This window comes from Streptacidiphilus anmyonensis (assembly GCF_000787855.1).
GTDB classification, from domain to species: domain Bacteria; phylum Actinomycetota; class Actinomycetes; order Streptomycetales; family Streptomycetaceae; genus Streptacidiphilus; species Streptacidiphilus anmyonensis.
Genome location: NZ_BBPQ01000091.1, coordinates 15,811 through 27,202 on the forward strand (window position 1 = coordinate 15,811; position 11,392 = coordinate 27,202).

The 11,392-nt window shown below is 69.7% G+C and carries 10 protein-coding genes and 2 pseudogenes; 7 read left to right on the plus strand and 5 right to left on the minus strand.

Annotated features, from left to right (window positions below; all coding sequences use genetic code 11):
• From TR50_RS47705 to TR50_RS38680, 3 genes are all read right to left on the minus strand, one after another.
• A partial coding sequence (locus tag TR50_RS47705) for an FAD-dependent oxidoreductase (protein ID WP_042433849.1) occupies positions 1–948 on the minus strand: 948 nt, incomplete at its 3' end.
• Positions 945–1,250: a sarcosine oxidase subunit delta gene (locus TR50_RS47710; RefSeq protein ID WP_042433852.1), complete on the minus strand. Its 306-nt coding sequence runs from the start codon at positions 1,248–1,250 to the stop codon at positions 945–947. The genes TR50_RS47705 and TR50_RS47710, both read right to left, overlap by 4 nt.
• 27 nt (positions 1,251–1,277) lie before the next feature.
• Entirely contained in the window at positions 1,278–2,498 is a 1,221-nt protein-coding gene (locus tag TR50_RS38680; protein WP_042433855.1) for a sarcosine oxidase subunit beta family protein, read from the minus strand.
• A 224-nt stretch (positions 2,499–2,722) separates the two neighbouring features.
• On the opposite strand from TR50_RS38680, the gene betA reads away from it, so the two are divergent.
• The 7 genes and pseudogenes from betA to TR50_RS38720 all read left to right on the plus strand — a co-directional run bounded on the left by betA (position 2,723) and on the right by TR50_RS38720 (position 9,251).
• Positions 2,723–4,387, plus strand: a complete 1,665-nt coding sequence (gene betA / locus TR50_RS38685; RefSeq protein ID WP_042433858.1) for a choline dehydrogenase — start codon at positions 2,723–2,725, stop codon at positions 4,385–4,387.
• A gap of 169 nt (positions 4,388–4,556) precedes the next feature.
• Complete coding sequence (locus TR50_RS38690) at positions 4,557–5,093, plus strand: dihydrofolate reductase family protein (protein ID WP_042433887.1); 537 nt, start codon at positions 4,557–4,559, stop codon at positions 5,091–5,093.
• A 129-nt stretch (positions 5,094–5,222) separates the two neighbouring features.
• On the plus strand, positions 5,223–5,789 hold the full coding sequence (locus TR50_RS38695) for a CYTH domain-containing protein (RefSeq protein ID WP_042433861.1): 567 nt from the start codon (positions 5,223–5,225) through the stop codon (positions 5,787–5,789).
• 182 nt (positions 5,790–5,971) lie between these two features.
• Positions 5,972–6,439, plus strand: a complete 468-nt coding sequence (locus TR50_RS38700) for a P-loop NTPase family protein (RefSeq protein ID WP_042433889.1) — start codon at positions 5,972–5,974, stop codon at positions 6,437–6,439.
• A 563-nt stretch (positions 6,440–7,002) separates the two neighbouring features.
• Positions 7,003–7,350: pseudogene (locus TR50_RS38710) on the plus strand (helix-turn-helix domain-containing protein); the annotation flags it as partial.
• 317 nt (positions 7,351–7,667) lie between these two features.
• The gene (locus tag TR50_RS38715; protein WP_042433867.1) at positions 7,668–8,246 is read left to right on the plus strand and encodes a hypothetical protein; all 579 of its coding nucleotides are present in this window, start codon (positions 7,668–7,670) and stop codon (positions 8,244–8,246) included.
• A 276-nt stretch (positions 8,247–8,522) separates the two neighbouring features.
• A complete protein-coding gene (locus tag TR50_RS38720; RefSeq protein ID WP_042433870.1) occupies positions 8,523–9,251 on the plus strand; it encodes a type 1 glutamine amidotransferase family protein in 729 nt (242 codons plus the stop codon).
• Positions 9,252–9,343: 92 nt separating this feature from the next.
• On the opposite strand, the gene TR50_RS38725 is transcribed toward TR50_RS38720, so the two are convergent.
• A complete protein-coding gene (locus TR50_RS38725) occupies positions 9,344–10,999 on the minus strand; it encodes an RNA-guided endonuclease InsQ/TnpB family protein (protein WP_152648867.1) in 1,656 nt (551 codons plus the stop codon).
• 239 nt (positions 11,000–11,238) lie between these two features.
• Positions 11,239–11,392 (minus strand): annotated as a pseudogene (locus TR50_RS46250) (serine hydroxymethyltransferase); the annotation flags it as partial.

Below are 11,392 nucleotides of genomic sequence, written 5' to 3' on the forward strand. Positions count from 1 at the left end.
GGGGCGGGTGTCCACCAGCGCGGGGACCTCCGCGCCCGCCGCGACCAACTCCAGGGCGGTCGCGTAGGCGCTGTCGCCCGTGGTGAAGACCACGGCCCGGCGGCCGGGAAGGACCGCGTAGCGGTTGAGGTAGCTGCGGACGGCGGCGGCCGACATGACGCCGGGTCGGTCGTTGCCCGCGAAGACCAGCGGGCGCTCGTGCGCGCCGGTGGCCAGGACGACCTGGCGGGCGCGGAGGTGCCACAGGCGTCCGCCGCCGCCGGGCCGGTCCGGGCGGCGCTCGGCGACCAGCACGTAGTTCTGGTCGTGGTAGCCGATCGCGGTGGCCCGGGTCAGCACCCGCGTCTCGGGTTGCCCGTCCAGTTCGGCGCGCGCCTCGGCCACCCACGCGAGGGCGGGTCGCCCGTCGATCTCCTCGCGCCCGCTGAGTAGGGCGCCGCCGGGCTCGGGCTGGTCGTCGACCAGGACGACCCGCGCCCCGGAGCGCCCGGCCGCGAGCGCGGCGGCGAGCCCGGCCGGGCCCGCGCCGACGACGAGGACGTCGGTGTGGAGGTACGTCTTGTCGTTCACGGGCTGTTCGGGAGCCAGGTCGTGGGCCTCGTCGTGCGCCTCTTCGTGCGCGTCTTCGTGCGCCTCGCCGAGTCGGCCGCGTCCCTGCAGGCCGGTCGCGGCGAGTCCGTCGGCGAGCTCGACGGTGGTGGCGAGCTGCATGGGCTCGGAGTGCGGGCGCTCCAGTTGGACGAGGGCGTGCGGGTCGTCGACGCCCGCGGTGACGATGCCGCGCGGGCGTTCGCGGTACAGGCTCGGGCCGACGGCGAGGACGCCGTTGGCGAGGAGCGCGGAGGCGAGGGTGTCGCCGCGCAGTCCGGTGTACTCGACGCCGTCGAAGGTGAAGCGGATCGGCGCCGAGCGGTCCACCCGTCCGCCTTCGGGCAGGCGGTTGCTCATGCGGTCACCTCGTTCTGCGGGCGGGACTCCTGCGACGGCCGGGGCTGCCCGGCGGGGTAGACGGCCGAGATGTCGTGGGTGACGGTGTGGCGGACCACGTTGAACCAGCGGCGGCAGCCGGCGGTGTGCACCCAGCGTTCGGCGAAGTCGCCCTTGGGGTTGTCGCGGACGAAGAGGTAGGCGCCCCATTCGACGTCGGTCAGCGCCTCGGGGTCGGCGGGGTAGGCGACGTGGGCCTGTCCGCCGTAGTGGAACTCGGTCTCGTCGCGTTCCCCGCACCAGGGACAGGCGATGAGCAGCATGCGTCCTCCGCTCCGGTGTCTTCGGAATCAGTGGGCGACGGCGGCGGCGCCGTGCTCGTCGATGAGCGCGCCGGTGGTGAACCGCTCCAGCGCGAAGGGCGCGGCCAGCGGGTGGGGCCGGCCGTGGGCGATGGTGTCGGCGTAGACCCAGCCGGAGGCGGGCGTCGCCTTGAAGCCGCCGGTCCCCCAGCCGCAGTTGACGTAGAGGTTCTCCACCGGCGTCGGCCCGATGATCGGCGAGGCGTCGGGGGTGACGTCGACGATGCCGCCCCAGGTCCGCAGCACGTGGGCGCGGGCGAAGATCGGGAACAGTTCGAGCGCGGCGGCCATCTGGTGCTCGATCTGGTGGAACGAGCCGCGCTGCCCGTAGCCGTTGTAGGAGTCGATGCCCGCGCCCATGACCAGTTCGCCCTTGTGCGCCTGGCTGACGTAGACGTGCACGTGGTTGGACATCACCACGGTCGGGTGCACGGGCTCCAGCAGCTCGGAGACGAGCGCCTGCAGCGGGTGGCTCTGGATCGGCAGCCGCAGGCCGAGCAGGTCGGTCAGGGTGCTGGTGTGCCCCGCGGCGGCGAGGGCGACGCGACCGGCGGCGATCCGGCCGCGCGTGGTCTCGACGCCGACGACCGCGCCGTCACTGTCGCGGACGAAGCCGGTGACCTCGCAGTTCTGGATCAGGTCGACGCCGTGGGCGTCGGCCGCGCGGGCCAGCGCCCAGGCGACGTGGTCGTGCTTGGCGATCCCGGCGCGGGGCTGGAGGGTGGCCCCGAGCACGGGATAGCGCACGTCGGGCGAGGTGTTGACGATGGGGCAGAAGGCGCGGACCTCGTCCGGGTCGAGCCACTCGGCGTCGACGCCGCCGAGTCGGTTGGCGCCCACGCGCCGCATTCCCTCGCGGACGTCCTGGAGGGTGTGCGCGAGGTTGAGGACACCGCGCTGGCTGAAGAGGAAGTCGTACTCCAGCTCCTGCGGCAGGCCCTCCCAGAGCTTCAGGGCGTGCTCGTAGATCGCGGCGCTCTCTTCGCACAGGTAGTTCGAGCGGATGATGGTGGTGTTGCGGGCCATGTTCCCGCCGGCCAGCCAGCCGCGTTCCAGCACGGCGACGTTGCTGATGCCGTGGTTGCGGGCCAGGTAGTAGGCGGTGGCCAGGCCGTGGCCGCCGGCGCCCACCACGACGACGTCGTAGGACGGCTTGGGATCGGGTGTGCGCCACAGCCAGTCGGGGTGCTCCGGCAGCTGGTCGGGCATCGGCGGGTTCCTCCCTGACGCAGGACGTGCGGAGGCGGCGAACTTGTTTCAGATTACGCACGCTGTTGCGTCACCCACAACACTGCGGGAAGAGATTGTTCCGTGACCGGCTCTCTTGACGGCCTCTCAGAGCAGCCGGAGACTGTTGCGCCATACGGATCGCGTTTCACTTGGTGAAACTCGCCGTCGACGTCACGGTTGCCGAGAGATACGGCAGGAACCCCATGACCTTGCAGAACTACGACTTCGTCATCGTCGGTGGAGGATCGGCGGGTTGCGCGCTCGCGGCCCGCCTCAGCGCGGATCCGGGCAACCGGGTGCTGGTCCTGGAGGCCGGTCGTCCCGACTACCCCTGGGACGTCTTCATCCATATGCCGGCGGCGCTCACCTTTCCCATCGGGAGCCGCTTCTACGACTGGAAGTACGAGTCCGAACCCGAGCCGTTCATGAACGGCCGGCGCATCTACCACGCCCGCGGCAAGGTACTGGGCGGGTCCAGCAGCATCAACGGGATGATCTTCCAGCGCGGCAATCCGCTCGACTACGAGCGCTGGGGCGCCGATCCGGGGATGAAGAGCTGGGACTACGCCCACTGCCTGCCCTACTTCAAGAGGATGGAGAACTGCCTCGCCGACCCCGGCACCGGCTGGCGCGGACACGACGGCCCGCTCGCCATGGAACGCGGACCTGCCACCAACCCGCTGTTCGGCGCGTTCTTCGAGGCGGTGCAACAGGCCGGCTACCCGCTGACGGACGACGTCAACGGCTTCCGCCAGGAGGGCTTCGCCCCCTTCGACCGCAACCTGCGCCGCGGGCGGCGCCTGAGCGCGGCCCGCGCGTACCTGCACCCCGTCACGAGCCGACCCAACCTGGAGGTGCGGACGCGGGCCCTGGTGACCCGGGTCCTGTTCGAGGGCAAGCGCGCGGTCGGCGTCGAGTACACCCCGCGCGGCGGGACACCGCAGCAGGTCGCGGCCGGGAAGGTCATCCTGTCCGGCGGCTCGATCAACTCCCCGCAGCTGCTGCAGCTTTCGGGCGTCGGCAACGCGGACGAGCTCGCGCCGCTCGGCATCGAGCCGGTGCACCACCTGCCGGGAGTCGGCGAGAACCTCCAGGACCACCTGGAGGTCTACGTCCAGCACGCCTGCAAGCAGCCCGTCTCCCTGCAGCCGCAGCTCAAGATGTGGCGGCGGCCCTTCATCGGCGCCCAGTGGCTCTTCCTGCGCAGCGGGCCCGGAGCGACCAACCACTTCGAGGGCGGCGGCTTCGTCCGCAGCAACGAGGAGGTGGACTACCCCAACCTGATGTTCCACTTCCTGCCGATCGCGGTCCGCTACGACGGCTCCGCTCCGGCCGGCGGGCACGGGTACCAGGTCCACATCGGCCCGATGTACTCCGACGCCCGCGGCTCGGTGAAGATCAAGTCCCGCGACCCGCGCGAGCATCCGGCGCTGCGCTTCAACTACCTCTCGACGGAGCAGGACCGCCGCGAGTGGGTGGAGGCCATCCGGGTCACCCGCTCGATCCTGGGCCAGGACGCCCTCGCCCCGTTCAGCGACGGCGAGATCTCCCCCGGCCCGTCGGTCGAGAGCGACGAGCAGATCCTCGACTGGGTCGCCCGCGACGGCGAGACCGCCCTGCACCCGTCCTGCACCTGCAAGATGGGCACCGACGAGATGTCCGTCGTCGACCCGGCCACCATGCAGGTCCACGGCCTGGAGGGCCTGCACGTGGTGGACGCCTCGGCGATGCCGTACGTCACCAACGGCAACATCTACGCCCCGGTCATGATGCTCGCGGAGAAGTCCGCGGACCTCATCCTCGGCAACACCCCGCTGGACCCGGACCACGCGGAGTTCTACCGCCACCGCACCGCTGCCGCCGGCTGACCCCGCCTCACGGCAGCCGCCGGACCGGGCCCCGCGTTCCGACTTCCCCCGGCACGCGGGGCCCGGTCGTCTCGACCGATCCGGCGGCGGCGATTGCGTGCGGCGGCGATTCCGGCGATTCGACCGTTCGACTTGTAGCATGCATCGGGAGCGATCGGAGGTGCCGGGCGTGCGAAGAGTCGTCGCGTACGAGCTGTTGTCCCTGGACGGCGTCGCGGAGGAACCGGACGTCTTCTTCACCGACTGGGACGAAGCCATGGACGCCAACCTCGCCGAAGTGATCTCGACACAGGACGCGGTCGTCCTCGGGCGCCGCAGCTTCGCCGAGTGGGCGCAGTTCTGGCCGGACAGCGGGATCCAGCCGTTCGCGACCTTCATCAACGGGGTCGCGAAGTACGTCGCGACATCGACGCCCCTCGACCGGGACTGGGCCAACAGCAAGGCGGTCGACGGCGGGCTGGTCGAATTCGTCCGGAATCTCAAGCAGCAGCGCGGAGGCGACATCGGCGTCCACGCGAGCATCACCGTCGCGCAGGCGCTGCTCGCCGCCGGCGTCGTCGACGAACTCAGGCTCGTCGTGGCACCGAGGATCGTCGGCCGCGGACGACGACTCTTCGACGGCCTGCCGTCGATCCAGCTCGAGTCGATCCGCAGCCGGGTCTCGCCGACCGGCTATCTGCTCGTCGACTACCGCGTCGTCCGTTAGTCCGTCAGTGGCCACCGAGCAGGCCCGCGTCGCAGCACGGGTCGGAAAGCTGCGTCAGGGCGCGCGACCGATGCTCGCTGCCCGCGTGGGACGCGGACTCCCGGTCGAGCGGGTCCGGGCGGCGGCAGCGTGACCGGGTCCGCATCCGCAGGCCGCGCCGGAAAGTACGCCCTGGTGGAGCGCGAGCGGCGATTCCTGCTGGCAACCGCCCCGGAGAGGTCGCAGGCGACGGAAGTACGGCACATCACCGACCGCTACCTGACAGGGACCCGCATCCGTCTGCGCCGGGTGGACCACCTTGCCCCGATCCCGCCGGAGTTCAAGCTCACCCAGAAGGTGCCTGCCGACCGGCCGGGCCCCGTGCAGGGGACGATCACGAACACCTACCTCACCGAGACCGAGTACGACGTGTTCGCCGTGCTGCCCGCCTCCGTGTTGACCAAGACGCGCCTGAGCATCCCGCCCCTGGGCATCGACGTCTTCGACGCACCACTGCACGGCCTGGTCCTGGCTGAGGCCGAGTTCACGACGGACGAGGACATGTACGCCTTCGAACCGCCCTCGGACATCGTCGCCGAGGTGACTGACGACCCGCGCTTCACGGGTGGACGACTCGTCCAAGCACACCGGACCGACCTGGTCTCCTGGCTCGACGACTACGGCATCAAGCTCGCCCCGGGCCACCGAGAACCCTGATCAGCCAAGGTCACCCGCGGAGCCGGCAGTCCGGCAGCCGCCCTTGCGATGGTTCGCCCTGGTCCGCTCCGGCGCCCGGTTCGAGAACGGCGTCCTGTTCGAACGTGGTGCCGCCGATGCGGCATGAGCCCGGCCCGCACTCGAACGTGATCCGGCGCAGCTGGTCTGACAGCATAGTGACCATGGACCGTGGTGGCTCAGGGAAGTCAAGCCTGGCAGTCACCCTCGGCACGGCCACCGGACTTCCGGTCATCGAGCTCGACAAGCACTTCTGGGGACCGGACCTTGAAGCCACTCCGCCCGAGAAGTGGGCCACCCTCCAGAGTGACCTCGCCCAAGCGCACCAGTGGATCATGGATGGCGATCTCGGCCCCTACGACGTCCTCAACGTCCGCCTCCGCCGAGCCGACACCGTCATCCTGCTCGATTACTCCTTCTGGCCCTGTGCGTGGCGAGCCATGCGCCGCTCCCGGGAGCGGCTCGATTTCTGGATTTGGCTGTGGTCGTGGCGGCGTCGGAGCCTACCGTCCCTGCTGAAAGCGATCACGGAAGAGGCCGGCGACGCGAGACTGCACGTGTTCCGCGACCCGCGCGCTACAGCCGCCTTCATCGCTCAGGTCACGGCGCGCCAGGAGCCAGGCAAGTCATGACGATCCACAGCTTTTGACAATTGCTCTCGAGCTACGGGTTGTCCCGTAAACGCAGATGAGCCCCGGCCGAGGTCGCGGTACCGTCCCGAGTGTGGAGCCCTTGAACCCCGCTTGCCCCGCTCACGGACCCGGAGTCGACCCAGCGTCGCTGATCGGTCGACACCTGGTCCGCCTGGCGGCGGCCTGGCATGTGTACGCGGGCCGGAGGGACGACACGCCGGTCGACCTGTGGCTGATCGATGATCACGGCGTTTCCACCCACGTGATGACTGGAACGGACTGGTGCCTCGTAGTTGACCGGGAAGAGCTCTACGAGGGCTACGACATGGGCGACTGGGGGCGAATCGACGTAGAACCAGGTGTCGAGGAAACCCCCTTCGCCCGTCATCTCGGGGACACCGTGCTCGCCGCCAGAGAGGAATGGGAGCCCCGCACGGGACGCATGGCACTTGAGCTGGACTTCGACTCAGGCACTGTTCGCTGCGAGAGCTGGGCCGGCGACCTTCGCATCACGGCAGTGGACGCGTCAGAGGGACGAAGCGCACCAGTGTCATGATCTTCCTGTGGCTCACGTGATCACGGCGTCGGAACCCTCCTGGATAACCCCGTTCGCCGGACTGAGGCCAACCGACTTCCGCAAGCTGATCACGATGCTGCGCCGCGAGGGCGTCGACCGGCCCCGTCCACGCCGCCCGTAGTCGTTACCGCTGGAGGACCGGGTCCTTCTGGTGGCCGCCTACTGGCGCACCAACCTGACACTGCGGCAGCTTGCCCCGCTGTTCGGCGTCTCGAAGTCCGCCGCCGACCGCATCGTCGACCACACCGGGCCGCTGCTCGCACTCAAGCAGCGCCGACGGTTCCGCGAGGGCACTGTGCTCATCGTGGACGGCACTCTCGCGCCCACCCGCGAACCACAGCATCGCCGTCCCATCGTGTCTCTTTCCGCTTGCAGCAATGGCGATCACGGCCGTCCATGATCAGCCAGCATGGCACGGCGTTCCAGGAGGCTGTTCAAGGGGATCCCATGGCAGTGGGGAGTTGCGGACGACCCAGCATCACAAGATCTGCGACAGAGCCCGCAATTCCCCACCAGCGGCGTCAACTTCCCCTCCCACGTTCGAGCTAGGCCAGCTTCTCCTGCGGCTGGTGAACCGCATGTGGTTCGCTCCGGTCGGATCAGCTGATAAGCGTTGGTTCGCGTCCCGTGTCGTGCCTGAAGATTCTCGGTGTGGCAGACACCGAACCTACCGAAGAAGAGACGCCGGACGGGCTGCTGGGCTGGTGCCTGGTGGCCAACGTGGCACAGGAGACCGCGCGCGGCGAGGGTGGTCTCGACATCCAGTGCGGCACGAAGCACTTCCCGGCAGGTGCCCTGCTGTGGATCCCACCCGTGCGCTGGGACCCTGGCTGGGGTCGCTGGCGTGCGGTCGGGCGGCACAGAGGCAACAGCCGCCGGTACGTCAACATGGTCGTGCGCGCGGATGACCTGGAGAACTTCCGGGTCAAGGGTGTCTACAGCGAAGGTCTCGTCCGCAGCCTCAACGGCTACGATCACGACCCGGCCGCCCCGCAGACCCTGCAGAACCCGTGGACTCGCGAGCGGGCCCAGAGCTGGGCGGACGGCCGGAACCACCTTCGGGAAGGCATCGTTATCGACGGCCAGCGTCACCCCCGGATCTCCGTTCCCAACCCTCCGCCGGCAGAACTCCAGGTCGGCGGCGAAATCCTGTACCTCGCCCAGTACGGAACCAGGGGGCCCCACTACAGTCGCATGCCCCCGCCCGTGGAATGGGTCCCCGGGACCTGAGACGTGGCGTTCGAACGTGTGGGCGTGGAAGTTGACGCCCCTGGTGGGGAAATAGGTGACCGTCGACACTCCTGATGCTGATCGGCGAGCTGCTTGAGGGCGGCAATCTTCTCCACGTCGGCATCGCCCCTCTGCACAACGTGCTCCAGGCTACGTTGGCCACCCGAAATGCCCGAGCCACGCTGTTTCCGGAGCGATAAGATCACTTTCGGGACGGCCATGAGGCTCCATACCGCGCAGCGGGTCCCGGGTACGGATGGCGACGGGGGAAGCGACATGACGACGTATCTGATCGGCGGCGGTTGGAACAGCGAGGCGGCGGGGCTGGTGTACGGGCCTTTCCTCGCGGCGGCCGGGCCGGAGCCGGTGGTGGCCTGTCTGCTGATCGACGAGGGCGACGGCGCCGAGCAGTTCGCGCGGTACGAGGGCGCGCTGCGCAAGGTGGCCCCCTGCAAGCCGGTTCCTGTCCTGGTGCCGCTCGGCGGCAGCTTCGATCCGGCCTCGCTGGACGGGGTCGGGGCGCTGCTGGTCTGCGGCGGGCTGACGCCGGCCTATCAGGAGGCGCTGGCGCCGGTGCTCGCGGAACTGACCTCCCTGCTCGCCGACCGGGGCATGCCGTACGCGGGCTTCTCCGCCGGGGCCGCCGTCGCCGCGGGCGCGGCACTGGTCGGGGGTTGGCTCTCGCAGGGCACACCGGTCTGCGCGGAGGAGACCGGGGAGGACCTGGAGGAGATCGAGGTGCGGCCGGGCCTGGGGCTCGTGCCGTTCACGGTCGACGTGCACGCCGCCCAGTGGGGCACCCTGCCTCGCGTGATCGAGGCCGTCGCCCTCGGCGCGGCCTCGTGCGGCGTGGCCATCGACGAGGACACCCTGCTCACCGTGGACGGCGACCGGGCACGCGTCTCCGGCCTGGGTCGGGTGCACGTGGTCCGAGCGGAGGGCGCTCACCGGGATGTCGCGCTGCGCGCCTACCGCCCTGGCGAGGAGTTCGCCCTCCCGGCGTGACCGGAAGGGCGTCGTTCGTGAACCTCCCCGGCCTGAAGGCCGGGGCTTCTTGCCGCCTGCCTTCGCTTCGGGGTTGCTGTTTGTCGCGCGCTTCAGGGTGCGTGGACGGCTGTCCGGCCAGCACCCGCGAGGGTGGTGGCTGCTTCCTGAATCGTGCCAACTTCGTCCCGCGGTCGGGGGACGACAGCATCGTCTGCCGGACGCGTCCGGCAGGTGGCCCGGTTCCGGGCACTACGCCGTCCTTCTCGACGCTCTCGGCACACTGACGCCTGCCCGAGGGCCTGCTGGTGCCAGGAGTGAAGTGACCGCTGGAGGGGGCTCCAGCCGGCCTGGGGTCGGCGATACTTGACCTCGATACGGAGGTCGGTCAGGGGCAGGAACTGCCCCTCGTTGACGGCAAGTGTCTCGATGTTGACACTGCCCACAGCGTCCCGGTGGCACCGGAAGCCGCACTCGGGGTTCTTGCATATGTACTGCCGCCCGCGCGGCTTCCACCGGCGCAGACACTTCGGGCACGTCTGCGAGGAGTAGGCCTCGCTGATGTGCTCGATCGTGAGGCCGGTCTTGTAGGCGAGCTGCTGCTCCTGTCGCCCTCGCGACCACTGGGACAGCTGCTGGCGCGTCGAGCGGGACGCCCGTCGCTTCTTGTTCGTGTTCCGCTCGATACCTCGCACGTCGCCAGCGACCAGGCGCACGCCGACGACCGGCGCGGCGGTGCCTCCTGTCTGGGCAGCGGCCTGGTGGTGTTCCGTCCACGCGGCGTGGACCTCGCGGGTGAACCGCTCGGCCCGGACTGTGACCTGGTGGTCGAAGTCGTGCAGGCGCCGGTCGGTCTTGGCCTGCAGCTTCTTCTTCGCCGCCATCAGCTTACGGTGCCGGCGAGAGCCTTCTTTGCAGCGCGAGAGTTTCTGCTGCAGCCGGGCCGTCTGCTTGTTCCGCCACTGCTTCGCGGCACGTCCCTGGCGGCCGTTGACGACCAACACCCTGGTAGTGCCGTCCGGCATCCGGGCCGCGAGGGTCATCGGGTTGATGATGCCCTCGTCGATGGCAACGGTGACCGTCGGCCGGTCCTCGGCGGGCGCGGGCAGCGCTCGGGACGGGGTGCTGTACGCGATGTGCAGCGACCAGCGGCGCGCGGTCACGCTCCAGCACAGCCGCATCTCACCCCAGAACTTCGGGGCAACCGGCACGCCGTCGCGTGAGACCACCTCGGGCAGCGGCACCAGGATCCGGTCACGGCCACGACCCAGCGACAGGCCGAGGCGCGCCTCCGGGGTGATTCGCCAGCCGTAGTCCTTCGTGAACGACAGCGGACGGTACTTCCTCTCCCGCCAGGGCGCGCAGGCCTTCCGGCCGGCTTTCTTGTTCGCGCGCATCGTCACCACGGCGTCGTGCAGGTCGTGCGCGATCGCCTGCGCGGTATGGGCGTGGAAGGGCCGCGCGTCCGCGGGCAGTGCGGTGACGAATCGTCGGATGTCGTCCTTCTTCGGCGACTTCTGGCCGCGCCACTGCTCGTGCAGCCAGTCCACCGATCGGTTCCACAGCCCAGCTGCCGCATGGCATGCCTGGTGGGCCCGCAGGTGATCCGCCCAGGACAGGGTGACCGGAACAACAGCGGTCATGTCGACCAGGTTCGCGTCGAGTTTCCGCTGCTGCGCGGCCAGGCGCGCGGCCACCTGCGGAGGGATCACGCGCTCAGCCGGTTTGTCCCCAGGCGGAGTCGGCGACTCGGCCTCGTTTACCAGCACGGCCACCCCCTCCCCGGAAAACTCGAAACCCCTGTGAGCAGGCGCGACCGTCCGCCAAACTCGACGGCCTGCAACCACCAGACGATCGAAACCCTACATGCGAGGACTGACAAACTCGCGGCCCGAGCCTGCGTGACCCGGAGTAACGGCAACGAAGTTGGCTCCGCCGCTGCGCGGCTCCGGGTCTGGGATGGACTAACCCCGGCCTGAAGGCCGGGGCTTGCGTCCAAGAAACTCGGTCAAAGCCCCGGGTACAGCGGGTGCTTGGCGGCCAGCGCGCTGACGCGGGCGGACAGCTCGCCGGCCTTGGCCTCGTCGCTGTGCCAGTCTTCAGGCGTCGGCTTGAGGGCCTCGGCGATGACGTCGGCGACCTCGCGGAAGTCCTCGGCGGTG

Coding starts and splice junctions, on each gene's coding strand:
- TR50_RS47710 (WP_042433852.1), bottom strand. CDS start 1,250: ATGCTGCTCATCGCCTGTCCCTGGTGCGGGGAACGCGACGAGACCGAG.
- TR50_RS38680 (WP_042433855.1), bottom strand. CDS start 2,498: ATGCCCGACCAGCTGCCGGAGCACCCCGACTGGCTGTGGCGCACACCC.
- betA (WP_042433858.1), top strand. CDS start 2,723: ATGACCTTGCAGAACTACGACTTCGTCATCGTCGGTGGAGGATCGGCG.
- TR50_RS38700 (WP_042433889.1), top strand. CDS start 5,972: ATGGACCGTGGTGGCTCAGGGAAGTCAAGCCTGGCAGTCACCCTCGGC.
- TR50_RS38720 (WP_042433870.1), top strand. CDS start 8,523: ATGACGACGTATCTGATCGGCGGCGGTTGGAACAGCGAGGCGGCGGGG.